The organism is Corynebacterium sp. CCUG 61414, assembly GCF_024453945.1.
Lineage (GTDB): Bacteria > Actinomycetota > Actinomycetes > Mycobacteriales > Mycobacteriaceae > Corynebacterium > Corynebacterium pseudogenitalium.
Genome location: NZ_JAGPYU010000014.1, coordinates 18,313 through 36,661, shown reverse-complemented (window position 1 = coordinate 36,661; position 18,349 = coordinate 18,313). Strand labels below are relative to the sequence as shown.

At 65.4% G+C, this 18,349-nt stretch carries 18 protein-coding genes; 16 read left to right on the top strand and 2 right to left on the bottom strand.

The window, feature by feature from the left end:
* The first annotated feature begins 9 nt into the window (after positions 1–9).
* From KBX14_RS09240 to KBX14_RS09210, 7 genes are all read left to right on the top strand, one after another.
* Entirely contained in the window at positions 10–966 is a 957-nt protein-coding gene (locus tag KBX14_RS09240) for a Ppx/GppA phosphatase family protein (protein ID WP_071573638.1), read from the top strand.
* Positions 966–1,733, top strand: a complete 768-nt coding sequence (locus KBX14_RS09235; RefSeq protein ID WP_256042387.1) for a hypothetical protein — start codon at positions 966–968, stop codon at positions 1,731–1,733. Before KBX14_RS09240 ends, KBX14_RS09235 begins: the two co-directional genes overlap by 1 nt.
* Before the next feature lie 45 nt (positions 1,734–1,778).
* The gene (proC, locus tag KBX14_RS09230; protein WP_256042386.1) at positions 1,779–2,582 is read left to right on the top strand and encodes a pyrroline-5-carboxylate reductase; all 804 of its coding nucleotides are present in this window, start codon (positions 1,779–1,781) and stop codon (positions 2,580–2,582) included.
* 191 nt (positions 2,583–2,773) lie between these two features.
* The gene (locus tag KBX14_RS09225) at positions 2,774–2,965 is read left to right on the top strand and encodes a helix-turn-helix domain-containing protein (RefSeq protein ID WP_070363204.1); all 192 of its coding nucleotides are present in this window, start codon (positions 2,774–2,776) and stop codon (positions 2,963–2,965) included.
* Positions 2,966–3,092: 127 nt separating this feature from the next.
* Positions 3,093–3,194: a 30S ribosomal protein bS22 gene (locus KBX14_RS09220; protein WP_003855542.1), complete on the top strand. Its 102-nt coding sequence runs from the start codon at positions 3,093–3,095 to the stop codon at positions 3,192–3,194.
* 392 nt (positions 3,195–3,586) lie between these two features.
* Positions 3,587–4,651, top strand: coding sequence for a biotin synthase BioB (gene bioB / locus KBX14_RS09215; RefSeq protein WP_256042385.1), 1,065 nt, complete (start codon positions 3,587–3,589; stop codon positions 4,649–4,651).
* Positions 4,651–4,854 (top strand): hypothetical protein, encoded by a 204-nt coding sequence (locus KBX14_RS09210; protein WP_070363202.1) that lies wholly within the window; start codon positions 4,651–4,653, stop codon positions 4,852–4,854. The genes bioB and KBX14_RS09210 overlap by 1 nt, the downstream gene beginning before the upstream one ends.
* Before the next feature lie 16 nt (positions 4,855–4,870).
* On the opposite strand, the gene KBX14_RS09205 is transcribed toward KBX14_RS09210, so the two are convergent.
* Positions 4,871–5,893, bottom strand: a complete 1,023-nt coding sequence (locus KBX14_RS09205; protein ID WP_256042384.1) for an HAD-IB family hydrolase — start codon at positions 5,891–5,893, stop codon at positions 4,871–4,873.
* A gap of 66 nt (positions 5,894–5,959) precedes the next feature.
* Here KBX14_RS09205 and KBX14_RS09200 point away from each other — a divergent pair, with 66 nt between their 5' ends.
* From KBX14_RS09200 to KBX14_RS09160, 9 genes are all read left to right on the top strand, one after another.
* Entirely contained in the window at positions 5,960–6,196 is a 237-nt protein-coding gene (locus tag KBX14_RS09200) for a glutaredoxin family protein (protein ID WP_070363200.1), read from the top strand.
* 44 nt (positions 6,197–6,240) lie between these two features.
* A complete protein-coding gene (locus tag KBX14_RS09195; protein ID WP_370687093.1) occupies positions 6,241–7,566 on the top strand; it encodes a glutamyl-tRNA reductase in 1,326 nt (441 codons plus the stop codon).
* A 5-nt stretch (positions 7,567–7,571) separates the two neighbouring features.
* Positions 7,572–8,453, top strand: a complete 882-nt coding sequence (gene hemC / locus KBX14_RS09190) for a hydroxymethylbilane synthase (protein WP_256042383.1) — start codon at positions 7,572–7,574, stop codon at positions 8,451–8,453.
* A 163-nt stretch (positions 8,454–8,616) separates the two neighbouring features.
* Entirely contained in the window at positions 8,617–10,329 is a 1,713-nt protein-coding gene (locus tag KBX14_RS09185; protein WP_252932159.1) for a uroporphyrinogen-III synthase, read from the top strand.
* An 8-nt stretch (positions 10,330–10,337) separates the two neighbouring features.
* Positions 10,338–11,348 (top strand): porphobilinogen synthase, encoded by a 1,011-nt coding sequence (gene hemB, locus KBX14_RS09180; RefSeq protein ID WP_070975694.1) that lies wholly within the window; start codon positions 10,338–10,340, stop codon positions 11,346–11,348.
* Positions 11,341–11,910: a hypothetical protein gene (locus tag KBX14_RS09175; protein ID WP_256042382.1), complete on the top strand. Its 570-nt coding sequence runs from the start codon at positions 11,341–11,343 to the stop codon at positions 11,908–11,910. Before hemB ends, KBX14_RS09175 begins: the two co-directional genes overlap by 8 nt.
* A gap of 31 nt (positions 11,911–11,941) precedes the next feature.
* Entirely contained in the window at positions 11,942–14,500 is a 2,559-nt protein-coding gene (locus tag KBX14_RS09170) for a cation-translocating P-type ATPase (protein WP_256000729.1), read from the top strand.
* Positions 14,501–14,527: 27 nt separating this feature from the next.
* Positions 14,528–15,574, top strand: coding sequence for a uroporphyrinogen decarboxylase (gene hemE, locus KBX14_RS09165; protein WP_071573902.1), 1,047 nt, complete (start codon positions 14,528–14,530; stop codon positions 15,572–15,574).
* Between the two features lie 15 nt (positions 15,575–15,589).
* The gene (locus KBX14_RS09160; protein WP_256006071.1) at positions 15,590–16,996 is read left to right on the top strand and encodes a protoporphyrinogen oxidase; all 1,407 of its coding nucleotides are present in this window, start codon (positions 15,590–15,592) and stop codon (positions 16,994–16,996) included.
* Here KBX14_RS09160 and KBX14_RS09155 read toward each other — a convergent pair.
* Positions 16,993–18,312, bottom strand: coding sequence for an MFS transporter (locus KBX14_RS09155; protein WP_256042381.1), 1,320 nt, complete (start codon positions 18,310–18,312; stop codon positions 16,993–16,995). The genes KBX14_RS09160 and KBX14_RS09155 overlap by 4 nt on opposite strands.
* Positions 18,313–18,349: the final 37 nt, after the last annotated feature.

The following is an 18,349-nucleotide window of genomic DNA, read 5'->3' as shown; positions in this document are numbered from 1 at the left end:
GCTGAGGGTGTGCGATTAGGTGTATTAGACGTAGGCAGTAATACGGTGCATCTCGTGGGGGTAGATGCCCGCAGCGGTGGCCGCCCCACCCCGATGAGTGACTGGAAGCAGCCGCTCCGGCTCGTCGAACTCCTCGACGACGAGGGCAATATTGAGCCTCGGGGCGTCGACAAGCTTGTCGACGCCGTGGGGGAAGCCGCAGGCCTAAGCAGCAAGCTGAAGTGCGAGGAGTTCCTCGCCTTTGCGACGTCCGCCGTGCGCTCGGCGACGAACTCCGAGGATGTGCTGAAGAAGGTTGAGAAGAAAACCGGCGTGCGCCTCGAAGTCCTCTCCGGCGAGGAGGAGGCGCGGCTGACGTTCCTCGCGGTGCGCCGCTGGTACGGGTGGTCCGCCGGGCGCATCACCAACCTGGACATCGGCGGCGGCTCCCTGGAGATGTCCACCGGCACCGAAGAAAGCCCCGACCTGGCCGTGTCCCTCGACCTGGGCGCCGGGCGGCTCACCCACGAGTGGTTCGAATCCGACCCGCCCGAGCGCAAAAAGATCAACCTGCTGCGCGACTACATCGACGCCGAACTCGCCGGGCCCGCCCGCGAGTTCCACGCGCTGGGGGAGGCGGGGCTGGCCGTCGGCACCTCGAAGACGTTCCGCTCCCTCGCCCGGCTAACCGGCGCTGCACCCTCCTCAGCTGGGCCTTTCGTGAAGCGAACCCTCACCGCGCCGGGCCTGCGCCAGCTCATCGCATTCATCTCCCGCATGACCGCAGCCGACCGCGCGGAGCTCGAAGGCATCAGCGCCGACCGCTCCCACCAGATCGTTGCGGGTGCCCTAGTTGCAGAGGCTGCCATGCGAGCGCTTAAGCTTGATAAGTTAGAGATCTGTCCATGGGCGCTACGAGAAGGCGTGATCCTCCGTTGGATCGACCAAGGGCATGACTTAGGAGATGACGAAGGAGACAACGACTGATGTCTGAGGACAAGCAGCTGACGGTTGCGGAGCTCCTCGCCCGGGCCCAGAAAACCAACCCGGACGTGGGTAAGCGTCCCCGCCGACGCCGCAGCTTGGAGGAAGGCGGCGTCTCGGTCGCGGAGCTGACCGGCTCTTTCAAGGCTGTCGACGCCCGCCCGGCCGAAGCGAAGCACTCCAGCGTGCCACTCGACGCACCAGCCGAACCAACACCAGCGAAGCCTGCTGCTGAAAAGGCAGAGCCCGCAGCTGCAAAGCCTGTTGCAAAGCCTGCGGCTCCGGCTGAGAAGCCGGTTGACCCGCCCGTCGCGAAGGCCGCGCAGGACAGCCCTTCCGAGGACGAAACGACGCAGATCCGCGTCGTGGAGGACACCAACGAGCCAGTGCAGCGCACCAAGCCTGAGGCGGCTGAGAAGCCCGCCGAGGAAAACGCGCTCGACCTCTTCGACGATGAGCATGCTGAGGATGTGGACGTCGAAAAGGCTGAAGCCGCCGAGGTCGCCGAAATCGATGACGACGGTGCCGTCAACCCCATCATGCTGGTGCTCTTCGTGTTCATCGGCGTGGTCCTGGGCGTGCTCGGGTTCATGCTGTTCAGCTGGATCTGGGCGAACCTGGCAACCGCACTCGCAGCCATCCTGGCCGCCGCCGCTGTTGCGGGCGTCGTCTTCGGAGTGCGCGCGATGCACACTGGCCGCGATGGTCTGACCATGACGCTCGCGGGCGTCGCTGCCCTGGTCATGGCGTTCGGTCCGGCCCTGCTCTAAGGGCGTTTTCCACCACAGTGCCCCCGTGGCGCTAGTGTGTGGGGCATGGAAAAAATCGCAATCATTGGCGTTGGCAATATCGGCGAGGCCCTGCTGCAGGGGCTGATCGCCTCCCAGGTCGAACCGCACCACATCATTGCCACCTGCCGCTCCGAAGAGCGCGTGGCGGCGCTCGCCGAGCGCTACGCCATCCAGGCCACGACGGATAACGTCGAGGCCGCCGCCGACGCCGACGTTGTCTTTCTGTGCGTCAAACCCAACCAGATCATTGACGTGATCGGGGAGATCGCGGAGACTGTCGCGAGCAACTCGGTGCCCACCGTGCTCGTCTCGATGGCAGCCGGCGTCGACATCGCCGACATGGAAGAAGCCATCTCATCCGCGGGCACTCCGATCATGCGCGTGATGCCCAACACCCCGATGCTCGTGGGCAAGGGTGTGCTCGCCGTCTCCGCCGGCCGCTACGTGGAAGACGAGCAGCGGGGGGCCGTCGAAAAGCTCTTGACGTCGGCGGGCCGCGTCGTCGCCGTCCCAGAAAAGGCAATGCACGCCGTCACCGCGCTCTCGGGCTCGGGGCCCGCCTACTACTTCCTGCTCACCGAAGCACTTATCGACGCCGGCGTTGCCCTCGGACTGCCCCGGGACCTCGCCACGGAATTGGCCACCCAAACCTGCGCCGGCGCCGGAGCGCTCCTGGACCAGCACCCCGACCCGGTTGGCCTGCGCGCTGCCGTCTCCTCACCGGGCGGCACCACTGTTGCCGCGATCCGTGAACTCGAGGAGTCCGGCCTACGCGCAGCGATCTACCGCGCCACCGACGCCTGCGCGACGCGCTCCGAGGAATACTGAGCCTTTTGAGCCACAGCAGTCACCGCTTTCACACCAGATACGGGGTGTTTCTCCAGGCACTTTGAAAAATTATCGGCACATGAGTCGCATTAGGCCCAGTGTTCACGATAAGGTTGTTTGAAGCACGTGCGTGTTTCGTCCTGCAGGAGGGGAAGCCTGCAGCGCGACCGTGCTGAAGGGTTTATGAATTAATGGCAAATGAAGATAAAGGCAAGTTCTTAACCGTCGCTGAAGTCGCCGAAATTATGCGTGTCTCCAAGATGACGGTCTACCGCTTGTTGCACTCGGGTGAGCTGCCGGCAGTACGCGTCGGCCGCTCCTTCCGTGTCAACGAAACGGCGGTCAGTGAGTACCTTGAATCCTCCGTGTACGACGTCGGATAAATAGCACTCACCTTGCCCGAACCTTTTTGAGTGCCAAACACCTTGGTTGTATGCTTACACCCATTGCGTACACCACGAGTGAATGCTGGCACGTCAAGAACGTACTACGAAGAAACGAGGAAACCTTATGGGTTCAGTGATTAAGAAGCGCCGCAAGCGTATGTCCAAGAAGAAGCACCGCAAGATGCTTCGCCGCACGCGTGTTCAGCGTCGTAAGCTTGGCAAGTAAGCTTTTGCAGCGCCCGCACCACATGGTTGGAGCGGGCGTTTTTTCATGCGTGTGGCTCGCGCTCCATACCGGTGAGCGAGCGAATTAGCCTGGGGAAATGCGGTTGTGGGCGTGGCTAAAACCCAAATGGTAGTAACAGGATTGTAGTAATCCCCGTTTTGGCCCCCTTTTCGAGGATTACTACATTCCTGTTACTACACTTTGCAGGTCAGGCGGGTGTTCGGGCGGGTGGAGTACCCCGAAATTGCGAAAAGTTCCTCGGATTTCTGTGATCGCGGGAACTTTTTGATGTGGGTGGAGGTTGGGGCACGAAACACCTGAACGGTGTTCAATTGCGGTCTACACTGATGCGTACTTACAACACGTCCCCGCACTGAACGGAGCGCATTACCATGACCGACATCCTCGATATCGCACGCGAAAAAGCCCTTGAGCGCGGCGAAGGCCTGAACAAGGAAGAGCTCGTGCAGATCCTCACCATCGAGGACGAGCGCCTGCCGGAACTGCTCGACCTTGCCCATCAGGTTCGCATCAAGCACTGTGGCGTCGACGTCTCCCTGGAGGGCATCATCTCCTTAAAGACCGGCGGCTGCCCCGAGGACTGCCACTTCTGCTCCCAGTCCGGACTGTTCGAGTCCCCGGTCCGTGCCGTCACCCTGAATATCGACGAGCTCGTGGAGGCCGCGAAGCAGTCCGAGAAAATGGGCGCCTCCGAGTTTTGTATTGTCGCCGCCGTGAAAGGCCCGACGCAGGACCTGCTGGACCAGGTCGCGGCGGCGGTGACTGCCATTCGGGAGGAGGTGGACATCTCTATTTCTGCCTCGCTTGGCATTCTGACCCGTGAACAGGCGCGCCAACTCGCGCAGATGGGCGTGTCCCGCTATAACCACAACTTCGAAACCGCCGAATCCTTCTTCCCGAACGTGGTCACCACCCACACCTGGCAGGAGCGCAAAGACACTCTCGAGCACGTGCTCGCTGAGGGGATGGAGACCTGCTGTGGCGGGATCATTGGTCTGGGGGAGACGATCGAGCAGCGTGCCGAATTCGCCACGCAGCTTGCCGAGATCCAGCCTCACGAGGTGCCTATGAACTTCCTCGACCCACGTCCCGGCACCCCGTTCGCCGACCGGCCACTCGTCCCGCAGGGGGAGGCGCTTCGGGCCGTCGCCGCGTTCCGCTTGGCTATGCCCACAACCCAGTTGCGCTTCGCCGGTGGCACCGAGCTCGCCCTTGGCGACGACGGCACCGAAGCCGGCCTGATGGGCGGCGCGAACGCCATCATCGGCGGTAATTACCTGACCACGTTTGGCCGTCCGATAGAGAAGGACCGCGACGCCGTGGACCGCGTCCTCGACGGGAGCTCCCGGCCGCGCATCAACCTGGGCATTACACCCGTCGGCCAGAAGGTGAACTCCGGCCACGGCATCCTTTACGACACGATCAAGTCACTCTGATGCGCATTCCGGACAACACCGATCTTGCCGACGCCATCCTTTCCGGCGACATCGCCTGGCCCCTCGACCCGGCCCGCCCCTACGACGCGCCACGTATTTGCCCGCTGTGCCAGCGGCGGATGGTGGTGAAGATTTCGCCGATGGCGTGGTCAGCGGCGTGTTCCCGCCACGGGTTGCTGCGTTCTGAGTGGCTTGAGCGGTGATGCCCGCACCAAAAAACTACCGTCGACGCAGCGCCACCACGCCAGCCGCGACACCGGCAGCGAGCGCGCCGCCCGCCAGAGCGCCGAGGGCCGGGAGCATGTACCGGCGTAGGGAGCGGTAGTCCTCGATGGTCCAGCCTTGGCCGGTCGCGTAGCGGCGCAGCGCACGGTCAGGGTTGATGGCGACGGGGTTGCCGACCATGGACAGCATCGGCAGGTCGTTGATGCTGTCGGAGTAGGCGGTGCACTTTGCCAGGTCGAGCTTCTGGATGGCAGCCAGTGCGGCGACGGCGTGTTGCTTGCCGGGGCCGTGGAGGATGTCGCCGACGAGGCGGCCGGTGAACTTGCCGTCTTCCTCTTCGGCGACGGTGCCGAGGGCACCGGTGAAGCCGAGGCGTTCCGCGAGCGCCTGGCCGATTTGGACCGGGGTGGCGGAGACCAGCCAGACTTGTTGGCCTTGGGCGATGTGGCGGGACGCGGCGTCGATAGTTGATTGGTAGGTCTTGTCGAGCATTTGGCGGTCGACGATTTCGGCGCAGAGCTCTTTGAGCTGCGAAACGTTCTTGCCCTTGACTACTTGGAGGGCCTGCTCGCGGCCTTTGGCGATGTCTTTGGCGCTTTCGGCGCCGGAGACGCGGTAGCGGATTTGCTTGGTCAGCGCGGGCAGGAGCTCGCGGAGTGTGATGAAGCGCTGCTTGGCCAGACCTTTGGCTAGCAGGATGAGCGAGGAGCCCTGGATGAGGGTGTTGTCGATGTCGAAGAACGCGGCCGCCTCGGTGTCTTGGGGGACGTCGGGGTCGGGCTGGGTGATTTTCTCCCGGCCGGCGGTTTTGAAGGCGCCGCCGACGGAGTCGACGCCGGTGGCGAATTCTTCGATGCTGATGCCGAAGGTTTCTTCGATGGCGGCGGCTGCGGCGGCGTTACCAGCGGTGCGCTGGGATTCGGCGTCGAGAGGTGGGAGGGCAACTTCTTCGAGGAAGCGGCGAAGGTTGCCTTGGGTGAGTGACCATTGGGCCAGGAGTTCTTTGTGGTCGGACATTGCCAGCGAGCCTTTCACCGTGTGGCAGACGTGATAGCTTGTATCGTAAACAAGATTGGCGGAGAGATGAAACAGGTTGAACTGATGGTGCGCGCGACCTGCGGGTCGTGCGAGCGGGTGGCTGCGCAGATCGCCCCGGTGGTCGAGCAGTGCGGTGCGCAGCTCACGCTTGTAGATGTCGACGCCTCTCCGTCGCTCAACGCCGAGTTCGGGGATCGTGTCCCGGTTGTGGTGATTGATGGGGACGAGTTCGCGTGTTGGGAAGTGGATAACGCGGACCTGGCCGAGGCGCTGTCAGAGTGACGCGCTATCCTTTGGTTTGATTCACGGCTGACTGGAGGGATTGAGTGAGTGTTCTCGTTGTAGGGATGTCGCACCGCTCGGCGCCCGTTGCGTTGTTGGAACGCTTGAGTATGGATGATGCGGTGCAGCATTCGGCGGCGTCGGCGCTGGTGGAGCGCCCGTCGTTGTCTGAGGCGATGATCATTTCGACGTGTAACCGGCTGGAGGTGTACACGGTTGCTAACGCGTTCCATGCGGGTGTGCAGGATGTGTTGGCGGTGCTGGCGGAGGTCTCCGGGGTGAGTGAGGCGGAGCTGCGCGGCTACCTGTACGTGCGGTATTCGGACGCGGCTGCGGAGCACTTGTTGACGGTCGCGTCCGGCCTGGACTCCATGGTGGTGGGGGAGCAGCAGATCATCGGGCAGGTGCGTACCGCGTATACGCACGCGGCGGAGCAGGGCACGGTGGGCCCGGCGTTGCATTCGTTGGCGCAGTCGGCGTTGCATACGGGCAAGCGTGTGCACACGGAGACGTCGATTGATGATGCGGGCGGCTCGATGGTGACCTTCGCGCTGGATACGGCGATGGAGACGATGGGGGTAGACACGCTGGAGGGCCAGACTGCGCTGGTGTTGGGGGCTGGTGCGATGAGCTCGCTGGCGGCGACGCATTTGGGCAAGAGGGGCGTCGATAAGTTGATTATTGCGAACCGCACTCGCTCGCGCGCGGAGCGGTTGGCGGAGCATGCCCGGGAGGCCGGGGTGGCTGCGGAGGTCGTGGACTTTAATGCGCGCGCGGGGGCGTTGGGGCGTGTGGATATTACGGTGTCGGCGACGGCGTCGGATGGGTTCACCATTTCGGGCGAGGACATCTCGGGGCCGACGATGCTGATTGATTTGTCGCTGCCGCGCGATATTGACAATTCGGTGCTGGAACACGAAGGCGTGCACTTGATCAACATCGAGTACCTGCACGAGCAGCTGCACAACGCGGACTCGGAGGACTCGAAGGCGCTGCAGGCCGCGGAGGCGATCGTGGCCGAGGAGGTGCAGGCGTTTAGCTCCGAGCAGCGGATGCGTGATGTGGGGCCGGCGGTGGCGCAGCTGCGCCGGGTTGGGTCGGAGATTTCGCAGGAGGAGCTGGCGCGGTTGCGCAAGCGCCTGCCGGACATGGATGAGCAGGATTTTGAGCAGGTTGCTCGTTCGGTGAAGCGTGTGGTTGATAAGTTGCTGCATACGCCGACGGTGAAGATGAAGGAGCTGGCGGCGCGTTCAGATTTGGTTAATCTGGAGACCGCTGTTGCGGAGCTGTTTGGGGTGCGTCCGGTGTCTGCCGCTGCCACGATGGACCGGTTGCCAAGCCCCGACGAATTGAAGTTGAAGGAGTCGTAATTTACATGCTGAGAATTGGTACGCGGGGTTCGCACTTGGCCACGACGCAGGCGGGTCACATGCGTGATGCCCTGATCGCGCACGGTTACCCGTCTGAGCTGCACATTGTGAAAACTGCCGGGGATGTTTCCCACGCGCCGGTGGAACGCATCGGCGTCGGCGTGTTCACGTCTGCGCTTCGCGACGCCCTCTTCGACGGCGAGGTGGACGTCGCCGTGCACTCCTTCAAGGACTTGCCGACGGCCCCAGAGCCCCGCACCTACCTGATCGTTCCGGAGCGCGAAGACCACCGCGAGGCACTCATCGCCCGCGACGGCCTGACGCTGGACACGCTGCCGAAGGGCGCGAAGGTGGGCACCTCGGCGCCGCGCCGTGTTTCCCAGCTGCGCGCGCTGCGCCCTGACCTGGAGATCCTCCCGCTGCGAGGCAACATTGAGACGCGCATGGGCCGGGTGGAAAGCGGCGAGATGGACGCGATTGTCCTGGCGTACGCAGGCTTGGTCCGTGGCGGGTTCGCGGACCGCGCCACCCAAGTCTTCGATGCTGAGGTGTTCATGCCCGCCCCGGCGCAGGGTGCGCTGGCGGTGGAGTGCCGCGTCGACGACACCGCGCTGCGTGAGGGCCTGGACAAGCTGTTGGACGCGGATTCTTTTGCGTGCGCGGCGGCGGAGCGTCAGGTGCTGGCGACTTTGGAGGCAGGCTGCACGGCCCCGGTTGCGGCGCACGCGACCATCGCTGACGGCACCATTACCTTGCGGGCGGGGGTATTCGCCCTGGATGGCTCCAAGCAGCTGATTGAGGAGGCTTCTGGTAAGGACGCCCGTGAGCTGGGAACACAGCTTGCGCAGGCGCTGATTGGGCGCGGGGCGGCAGAAATTATGCAGTAAGTTTTCAGACTGGTTTTGAAACAGGTTTTGAAACACGGCGTATGCAAATTAAGGTGTAACTACCATACGTCCAATCGTCTCGGTGTATAGGGGTCCCTTTGGGACTCGCTGTACGCCGGGACACTTCTTTACGCCTTATACAAGACCAGAAAAGACCATTTTGATGACACTGCCCTCAATCACGCCCCAGCCGGGGAAGGTGATCTTCGTCGGTGCCGGACCTGGCAATCCCGATTTGCTGACGATTCGCGCTCGCCAGGTGATGGAACGCAATTCTATCGCGTTGGTGGAACCGGATGTTCTTGAGGGTGTCCGAAATGTTCTTGCCGCAGCGTGCGCGGTGCCGCAGGAGAAGATCGACGCTGCTGAGGCGCAGTACGAGGCGATGTGTGCGGAGGCGAAGGCCTCGGGGGCGCGGCGCCGCCCGCCGAGGCCCGCGGACCCGACCGCGGCTGAGGTTGAAGAGGTGCCGCTTGGCGCGGACGATATTGTTGCGCGGTTGCGCTCGGCGCTGCAGGCGGCGGCCGAGGTGATCCGCAAGGGGGATGACGGTGACGGGGATGTGATCCGTCTGGTCAGCGGGAACCCGCTGACGCGCGATGCGGTGCGGGAGGAGATCGCCGCGGTGGCGGCCGCCGGCCTGGAGTTCCAGATTGTGCCGGGGATGTCGCTGCCGTCGACGGTGCCGTCCTTTGCGGGTATCGCGCTTGGTTCAACGTATACGGAAGCAGATCTGGCGAACGGGCCGGTGGACTGGGACCAGTTGTCGCAGGCGCCACAGCCGTTGGTGTTGCAGGCGGTGCGCGAGCAGCTGCCGGAGATGGCGTCGCAGTTGATGCAGCGCGGGTTCCCGGGTGAGCTGGCGTGCAGCGTCACGGCCAACGGAACGACGCGGCTGCAGCGCACGGTCGATGCGACCCTGGAGACCCTGGCAACCATGGACTCGGTGACGGCGGATCTGCCTGGTTCTTTGGTGGTGACGCTCGGTACTGTGAATGATGATCGATCGAAGTTTTCGTGGTGGGAAAACCGTCCTTTGTACGGGTGGCGTGTGCTGGTGCCGCGTGCGAAGGAGCAGGCGGAGGCGATGAGCAGCCGCCTGGCGTCGTACGGGGCGATCCCGCAGTCGGTGCCGACGATTTCTCTGGAGCCGCCGCGCAACCCGGCGCAGATGGACCGCGCGATTAAGGGCATCGTCGAGGGCCGCTACCAGTGGGTGGTGTTCACCTCGACGAACGCGGTGCACGCGGTGTGGAAGAAGTTCGAGCAGCTTGGCTTGGACGCCCGCGCGTTCGCGGGTGTGCACCTGGCGGCGGTCGGCCGCAAGACGGCGGAGGCGCTGCGCGCGCTAGGGATGAGCCCGGAGCTGCTGCCGCACCGCACGAAACAGAACGCCGCTGGCCTGGTGGAGGTGTTCCCCGAGTACGTCGAGGACATCGACCCGGTCTCGCGGGTGCTGCTGCCACGGGCGGACATCGGTACGAACGTGCTGGTGGATGGCCTGATTGAGAAGGGCTGGGACGTCGAGGACGTCGTGGCCTACCGCACGGTGCGCGCGGCCCCGCCAGCTCCTGAGGTGCGCGACATGATCAAGACCGGCGGGTTTGACGCAGTCTGCTTCACGTCCGGCTCGACGGTGCGCAACCTGGTTGGCATCGCGGGTAAGCCGCACCAGCGCACGATCATCGCGTGCATCGGCCCGATGGCCGCTGAGGCTGCGCGCGAGCAGGGGCTGCGTGTCGACGTCGTACCAGAGGTTGCGGACGTGCCGTCGCTGGTGGACGCGCTAGCCGAGCACGTCGCCGCCCTGCGGGCAGCTGGGGAGCTGCCGCCGCCGCGGAAGAAGCGGAGGGCGCGTCGGAAACCGGCGTTATGATGTAGCACATGACTACATATCATCTTCCACGCCGTCCACGTCGCCTCCGCCAGAATCCTGCGATTCGGCAGCTCACCGCGGAGACGCGACTGGCTCCGGCCGATTTTATTTTGCCGTTGTTCGTGGCTGATGGCATCACCGAACGCCGAGAGATTGCCTCCATGCCGGGCGTGTACCAGCACACCACGGACACCCTGAAGGCGATCTGCCACGAGGCACTCGAGGAGGGGATCCGCTGTGTGGACCTCTTCGGCGTGCCGCTCGATGAGGATAAGGACGCCACGGGTTCCGTCGCGTGGGACCCGGAGGGCATCCTGAACCGGAACGTGCGCGCACTGCGCGAGGAGTTCGGCGAGGATCTGCTGATTATGGCAGACACCTGCCTGGATGAGTTCACGGACCACGGGCACTGTGGCGTAGTGGGCGTCGATAAGTATGGCAACCAGGTGGTGGATAACGATGCCACCTTGGATCTCTACCGCGATATGGCGCTGGCGCAGGCCGCCGCGGGCGCGCACATCGTGAGCCCGTCGGGGATGATGGACGGGCAGATCGGCGTGATCCGCGAGGGGCTCGACGCCGAGGGCTACCAGGACGTGGCCATCATGGCGTACTCGGCGAAGTACGCGTCGAAGTTCTTCGGGCCGTTCCGCGACGCGGTCGGCTCCTCCCTGAAGGGCGACCGCCGCACGTACCAGCAGGACCCGGCGAACGTGCGCGAGTCCCTGCTCGAGACCGAGCTCGATATTGAGGAAGGCGCGGACTTCGTCATGGTCAAGCCTGCGCTGCCGTACCTGGATGTGCTCAGCCGCGTGGCGGACATGTCGCCGGTGCCGGTGGCGGCGTACCAGGTTTCGGGCGAGTACGCGATGATGGTGGCCGCTGGTCAAAACGGTTGGATCGATTTCGAGGCGACCATGATGGAGTCGCTGACCTCTATCAAGCGTGCTGGCGCGGACCAGATTTTGACGTACTACGCAATCGAGGGCGCGCGTGCGCTGAAGGAGCTTCATGGCTAACACACCTCCCGCGGCGCAGGCCCCGGCCCTGCCACCGAGACACCGGAAGGACGAGCCGACGCAGCAACAGCCCGAGGCGGTGCGCTATCTCCTCGGCGCGTGGGCAGTGATGATCCTCGGTGAGCTCCTGCACCAGATCCTCGCCGTGGTGGTGACGGTGCTCGACCCGGCTGCGCTGCGCGAGGCGGCGAAGCAGGCCGCGAAGAACCAGTCGGAGGCGCTGCCGGAGAACATGATGCAGGCGAGCATGTACGCCACGGTTGTGCTGCTGGCGTTGCTGCAGCTGGGCATCATCGTGGTGTTTTGCCTGGCGCTGCGCTCAGTGCAGCGCCGCGGAAAGTGGATGCTCAACGCCACGCGGGTGCTGCAGGTCTTCTCGGTCTTCTTCGCGGTGCGCGTGCTCACGCTCTTCTTGATGACGCCCGCTGCGACTAAAGTGCCGGTTGCGCTGTTCGCCGTCGACGGTGCGGTGCAGATCGTGGTCGGTGTGGCGGGAGCATTGGGGCTGTTCTATGCTTCCCGGAAGGAATCGCAGGACTATCTGCGTCCGGCTGAGCAGTAGCAGCAGTAGGGAAGAAGTGGAGTAACGGCGCATGGCTGATAATGTGACGCGCTCAATTGACGACGCCCGCCTGGCGGCCAAGGACGCCGGGTTCGACCCGGACTCGCGCCACTCCGAGGACAGCAACGGCAACCCGTTGCGCCCCCACGCTTCCTACGCGTTCGAGCTCGAGGGCCTGGAGGACGGCGCGCAGCTGCGCGACATCGAGGAAGCCCTCGAGGAGCTGCCGGGCGTGCAGGCGCGCCTGGTGTACCCGACGAAGATGGCGTGGGTGACCGCGCCGGACACCACGGCACCGCACACGATCGCCGAGGTGATGCAGCGCTTCGGGGTGGAGGTGCAGCTGACGGATTCGACGCTGCGCCGCCGCGCCCAGGGGCATTCGGTGGTGGATCACACGCTGCCGCGGCGCGGCACGCGCGGCATGTCCGGCCGGATGCGCCGGATGAAGGAACACGAGCAGCGCTCCCTGCGCACGGCGCGCGCGAGCGGGTTCGTGCGCACTGCCCGACGGCGCCGCGGCATGATGCGTGGCCAGGACGTGCTGTTTACCGCCCGCGACTTGGTCACGCCGCTTCGCATGTGGATCGCTATTGTGCTGAGCATCCCGGTCGTCCTGATGGCGTACGTGCCGCAGTTCCAGTTTCCGGGCTGGCAGTGGTGTTCGTTGGCGTTGTCCACCCCGGTCGCACTGTGGTGCGCGTTCCCGTTCCACCGCGCGATGCTCGGTGGCGTGCGCCGCGGGATTTCCGCGCTGGACGGCGCGAGCTCGATCGCGATTTTGGCCGCTTGGCTGTGGTCGCTGGTCGCGGTGGTGCTGACGTCCGCCGGGCAGATCGGCTGGACTACCAGTAGTGGCTGGGTGCCGCACCAGATGGGCCACGACGTTGAGATCTTCTTCGAGGTCTCCTGCGCCGTGACCACGTTGTTGCTGGTGGGACGCTACTTCACCATGCGCGCTCGCCCCCGCCTCATGGAGGATTTGCAGGCCCGCAACCCTGATCCGGACGCGGTGTACAAGGTGGTGCGTCGTTCGCGGGCGGGCAACGTGACGGAGGAAGACTTCCCGGCAGTCGAGCTGAACAAGGGGGATGACGTCTACGTCCACGCGGGCGAGATCATCCCTGCCGACGGCGAGGTGGTCGGCGGCTCTGGCGTGTTGAACCCGCAGATTATCGACGCCCGCGAGCCTTCCGAGGTGAAAGTCGGCTCAACGGTGCGCGCCGGGTCGGTGCTGCGCAGCGGCAAGATCAAGATGCGCGTGGAGCGCGTCGGACACACCACCCGCCTGGGCGCGGTGGAGCGCTGGGTGGACGCGGTGCTGCGTCACCAGAACGAGGCCACGTTGATGTCCACGCGCGCGGCGGGCCTGCTCATCCCGGCGGCCTATGCGCTGGCTATCTTAGATTTTGGGCTGTGGGTGCTGCTGACCGGCAACTACAATGCTGGCTTTTCCACGGCGTTGGCCATCTTGGTGGTGGTGGCGCCGGTGGCGCTGGCGATTTCGCCTTCGCTGGCGATCCGCCTCGGCATTGAGTCGGCGGTGCGAAACGGCATCCTGATCCGCGACGGCGAAACCTTCCGCGCGTTGGAGTCGACGGACACGGCCGTGTTCAACCGCGTGGGCACCCTTGTCAAGCCGCAGATGACGGTGGAGACCGTCACCGCCGAGCGCGGCGAAAGCCCGGAGATGGTGATGCGCGTGGCGGGTGCGCTGTCGGTGGAGTCCAACCACCCGTCGGCACGCGCGATGGTGAAGGCGGCGCGTGAGGCGCGCGATGGGCGCACGAAGAGCGCCGATGTGCCGTCGTGGATCGAGATGAGCAACGAGGAAATCACGCCCGGCGGCGAGTTCCGCGGCCGCCTCACCTTGACCTACGGCGACGAGGACGAGGACCGCACCGAGTCCTTCGACGCCTGCCTGTGGCGCCCCACGAACCTGTCCCAGCTGCACGGCCGCCTCGCGATGGCCGCGACCGCCGGAGGCACCCCTGTAGTGGTGCGCTGGCGCGGCAAGGACCGCGGCGTGATCACCCTCTACGACCCCGCGAAGGACGACGCCCACGAGGCCATCAACCGCCTGGAACAGATGGGCGTAGAGACGGTGATGCTCACCCGCGATACCTACCCGGTGGCCCGCCGCTTTGCCGACTTTTTGGGTATGTCCAACGTGCTCGCCGGCATTACCGCGCCGGACAAGCCGGGGGCGGTTCGCGCCATCCACACGAAGGGCGCCACGGTTGCCATGATCGGCGACGCCACCGCGCTTCCCACTATCAAGGTGGCGGACGTCGGCCTGCTCTACGCCACCGACGACATTATCGACGCCCAGTCCTCCACCATCGCCCGCGCCTGCAACGCCGTGCTGATCCGCGACGACGTCTCCGCCGTCCCGCAGCTCATCGCGCACGCGCGCCGCGTGTGCCACATCATCGACTACAACATGATCTTCGCCTGGGCGTACAACTCCACCGCGATCGTGCTTGCCGCGATCGGCGTGCTGCCCCCGGTGGGGGCCACGCTGCTCATGCTCGGCAGCTCGCTCGTGATTGAGGCGCACTCCTCGCGGGCAAATCATTTTCCCACCTAAACCGCAACGGCGGTAGGGTGGGAGACTATGACCAGACGCGACCTTTCTTCTGCCCCGTTCATTGAGGCCGCCAACGGCCGCACGCCCTCACGCACCCCGGTGTGGTTCATGCGCCAGGCCGGGCGCTCGCTGCCGGAATACCGCAAAGTCCGTGAAGGCATCTCCATGCTGGACTCCTGCTTCATACCGGAGCTCCTCGCCGAGATCACGATGCAGCCGGTGCGCCGCCACGACATGGATGCGGCGATTCTCTTTTCCGATATCGTCGTGCCGCTGAAAGCGGCGGGTATCGGCGTGGAGATCGTGCCGGGCCGCGGCCCAGTGATGGAGAAGGCGATTACGACGAAAGAGGACGTCGATAATTTGCCGGTGCTGGACCACAACGTTGAGGAAGTGGCCAAGGGCATCGAGATGATTCTCGACGAGCTCACCGACACCCAGGCCCTGATCGGCTTTGTCGGCGCGCCGTTTACGCTGGCCAGCTACCTCATCGAGGGCGGGCCGAGCAAGAACCACGAGAAGACGAAGGCCATGATGCACGGCGACCCGGACACGTGGCACGCCCTGATGCGCCGCCTCGTGCCGACCATCAGCGCGTTCCTGCGCACGCAGGTCGACGCCGGCATCGACGCCATGCAGCTCTTCGACTCCTGGGCAGGCTTCCTCACCGAGGCCGACTACCGCGAGCACGTCCTGCCGTACTCCGCCGAGATCCTGAAGGAGGTCGAGGGTGTGATCCCGCGCATCCACTTCGGTGTGGCCACGGGTGAGCTGCTCGGCGCGATGTCGGAGGCGGGTTCCGAGGTGATGGGCGTCGACTGGCGCGTGCCGCTCGACGTCGCCGCGAAGCGCTTCGCGTCCCCGCGCGTGCTGCAGGGCAACCTCGACCCGGCGATGCTCTTCGCTGGCCCCGCCGTGGTGCAGGAGGAAGTGCGCCGCATCAAGGCGGAGGCCGCCCGAGCTATCGACGCAGGCACCGCCACCGGCCACATCTTCAACCTCGGGCACGGCGTCTTGCCGACCACCGATGCAGGCGCCATCACCGACGCTGTCGCAATGATCCACGAAGCATAACGAAGGAGATCCCCATTGAATATCGCCATTGTCGGTGCAGGGCTTGCCGGGCTGACCGCAGCGTTTGAGCTGCGCAACTCCGGCCACACCGTCGACGTCTACGAGGGCAACGACCGCATCGGCGGCAAGCTGTACACCGTTGCGTTCGACGGCGGCCCCACCGATATGGGGGCCGAAGCCTTCATCGCGCGCCGCCCGGAAGCGAAGCAGCTCGTCGAGGAGCTGGGTCTGCAGGACTCGCTGGTCTCCCCGTCGGGGATGCGCTCCCTGCTCTACGTCGACGGTGAGACCCGCGCCATGCCGGCTGGTGGCACGATGGGCATCCCTTCCACCTCCGAGCCGGTCGCGCACCTGGTCAGTGAGGAGACCGCGCGGCGCATCGACACCGAGGCGCAGCGCGAAGGCTTCGAGTGGACCATCGGTGGCGACATGAGCGTCGGCGCCCTGGTCCGCGAGCGCTACGGCGACGACGTCGTGGACAACATCGTCTCCTCCCTGCTTGGCGGGGTGTACTCCTGCACCGCCGACGACCTGGGCGTTCGCGCCACCGTGCCGCAGCTCGCCGCCGAGTTCGACCGCCTGGCCGCCGACGGCCCCGTGCACCTTTCCACGGCGGTCGCCAACTTGGAGGCGGCCCGGAAGAAGGCCGTTGCCGCGGCTGGGTCTTCTGATGCCTCGAAGCCTTCGAAACCGGCACCCATTTTCGCGTCCTTCCGCGAGGGCTACCAGGAACTCTACGAGGCACTCGCGGAGCAGTCCGGCGCAAACATCTACGTTGACGCGTTCATCCCGTCCATCAGCCGCGAGGGCGAGGGGTTCCGCCTCAAGGGTGGCGAGGACACCGTCTACGACCGCGTGCTGTTGGCCACCCCGGCGCCGACGACCGCGCTGCTGCTTCGCGACATCGCCCCCGAGGCCTCCGAAGCGCTTCGCTCCGTCGAGTTGGCGAACTCCGCCGTGGTGGGCCTGCGCTTCGCCACCGACGAGGGCCTGCCGGAGAACTCCGGCGTGCTGGTCAGCACCGATGCGAAGGACGTGCACGCCAAGGCGTTCACGCTTTCGTCGCGTAAGTGGCCGCACCTCGCCGAGCGCGGCGGCGCCCTTGTACGCGCCAGCTTCGGCCGCTACGGCGATAACATCGCCCTGACTGCCAGCGAGGATGACCTCGTGGACTGGGCGCTCGACGACTTACAAACCATCACCGGCTTCGACGGCCGCGCCGCCGGCGTCGAGGAGATTTTCGTGCAGCGCTGGCTCGGTGGCCTTCCGCGTTACGACGCCACCCACCTGGCCACCGTGGCCAAGGTCCAGGACGCCCTCGCCGGTATCGACGGCGTTGGTGTGACCGGCGCCTGGGTTGCCGGGGTTGGGGTCCCGGCCGTGATCGGCAACGCGCGTCAGGCGGCGCAGGATCTCCTCTAGACGAGCACTTTGCCCTTCTGCTCCGGCAGGACGAACGCAGCCGCGGCTGCCACGGTGAACGCCACCGCGAAGACCACGAACACGCTGGCGTGGCCGCCGAAGGCCAGGACTGGCGGGACGATCAGCGGCGCCAGGATCGAACCGACGCGCCCGAAGGCCGCAGCGGCGCCCGTGCCGGTCGCGCGGATCTGGGTGGGGTAGAGCTCAGGACCGATGGCGTAGAGGGCACCCCACGCGCCCAGGTTGAACAGGGAGAGCAGGCAGCCTGCGGCGATGATCTGCCAGGGCGCGGTGGCGAACCCGTAGAGCCCAGCCGACACCGCCGACCCGGCCAGGAAGACGGCGAGGGTGGTGCGGCGCCCCCAGACCTCGATGAGCCAGCCTGCCAGGGCGTATCCGGGCAGCTGGGCCAGCGTGATGATCAGCGTGAAGCTGAAGGAGCGCACGAGGCTGAAGCCTTGGTCCACAAGCAGGGAAGGGATCCAGGTGAACGCGCCGTAGTAGGCGAGGGAGACGCAGAACCAGACGGTCCAGAAGGCGGCGGTGCGGGCGCGCAGTTCGGGGCCCCAGATGTGATGGCCGGAACTTGCTTCGGGATCGGCGGTGGTGGCGATGGGGGCGTCGATAAGTAGTTCGGGTGGGACTTGCTCCTCGAAGCTGCGGACCACTGCCTCTGCTTCCTCGTCGCGGCCGCGCGACTCCAGGAAGCGGACCGATTCCGGCAGCTGCATGCGCACGTACAGTGCGTAGAGCGCAGGCACGGCGCCGAGCGCAAGCCCCCAACGCCAGCCGTTTTCGCCCTCGGCGACGACGAACGTGCCGATGACCGCCGCCAGAATCCAGCCCGCCGCCCAAAACGCCTCGAGCCAGACCACCATCCGCCCGCGCACCTTCAGCGGCGCGAACTCGCTGACCAGCGTGGACGCGACGGGCAACTCCGCGCCGAGGCCAAGGCCGGTGAGGAAACGGAACACGAGCAGGACAGCAACCGACCCGGCAAGCGCCGAGGCGCCCGTTGCCACGCCGTAGACCAGCAGAGTGAGGGCGAAGACCTGGCGGCGCCCCAGCTTGTCCGCGAGCAGCCCACCGAGGGAGGCGCCGACCGCCATCCCGATGAACCCCACGGACGCGATCCAGCTCGTGGTGGTTTTCTCCAGATCCCAGTGCATGGCCAGCGCCGCGATGACGAAGGAAACCAGCCCGACGTCCATCGCGTCGAGCGCCCACCCCACCCCCGATCCGACGAGGAGCTTCTTGTGTTTCGGGGTAACCGGCAGCCTATCGAGGCGCTGCGTGCGGGTCAGTGCTGTTTTCATGGGCAAAACCTTAGAACAATTCTGGCTTTTATTTGGG

What these genes read in the sequence shown, in the direction of transcription:
- KBX14_RS09155 (WP_256042381.1), bottom strand. Translation starts at nt 18,312, where the DNA reads ATGAAAACAGCACTGACCCGCACGCAGCGCCTCGATAGGCTGCCGGTT.
- KBX14_RS09205 (WP_256042384.1), bottom strand. Translation starts at nt 5,893, where the DNA reads ATGTCCGACCACAAAGAACTCCTGGCCCAATGGTCACTCACCCAAGGC.
- hemB (WP_070975694.1), top strand. Translation starts at nt 10,338, where the DNA reads ATGACTACATATCATCTTCCACGCCGTCCACGTCGCCTCCGCCAGAAT.
- KBX14_RS09185 (WP_252932159.1), top strand. Translation starts at nt 8,617, where the DNA reads ATGACACTGCCCTCAATCACGCCCCAGCCGGGGAAGGTGATCTTCGTC.
- KBX14_RS09220 (WP_003855542.1), top strand. Translation starts at nt 3,093, where the DNA reads ATGGGTTCAGTGATTAAGAAGCGCCGCAAGCGTATGTCCAAGAAGAAG.
- KBX14_RS09175 (WP_256042382.1), top strand. Translation starts at nt 11,341, where the DNA reads ATGGCTAACACACCTCCCGCGGCGCAGGCCCCGGCCCTGCCACCGAGA.
- KBX14_RS09210 (WP_070363202.1), top strand. Translation starts at nt 4,651, where the DNA reads ATGCGCATTCCGGACAACACCGATCTTGCCGACGCCATCCTTTCCGGC.
- bioB (WP_256042385.1), top strand. Translation starts at nt 3,587, where the DNA reads ATGACCGACATCCTCGATATCGCACGCGAAAAAGCCCTTGAGCGCGGC.
- hemC (WP_256042383.1), top strand. Translation starts at nt 7,572, where the DNA reads ATGCTGAGAATTGGTACGCGGGGTTCGCACTTGGCCACGACGCAGGCG.
- KBX14_RS09225 (WP_070363204.1), top strand. Translation starts at nt 2,774, where the DNA reads ATGGCAAATGAAGATAAAGGCAAGTTCTTAACCGTCGCTGAAGTCGCC.
- hemE (WP_071573902.1), top strand. Translation starts at nt 14,528, where the DNA reads ATGACCAGACGCGACCTTTCTTCTGCCCCGTTCATTGAGGCCGCCAAC.
- KBX14_RS09170 (WP_256000729.1), top strand. Translation starts at nt 11,942, where the DNA reads ATGGCTGATAATGTGACGCGCTCAATTGACGACGCCCGCCTGGCGGCC.
- KBX14_RS09200 (WP_070363200.1), top strand. Translation starts at nt 5,960, where the DNA reads ATGAAACAGGTTGAACTGATGGTGCGCGCGACCTGCGGGTCGTGCGAG.
- proC (WP_256042386.1), top strand. Translation starts at nt 1,779, where the DNA reads ATGGAAAAAATCGCAATCATTGGCGTTGGCAATATCGGCGAGGCCCTG.
- KBX14_RS09235 (WP_256042387.1), top strand. Translation starts at nt 966, where the DNA reads ATGTCTGAGGACAAGCAGCTGACGGTTGCGGAGCTCCTCGCCCGGGCC.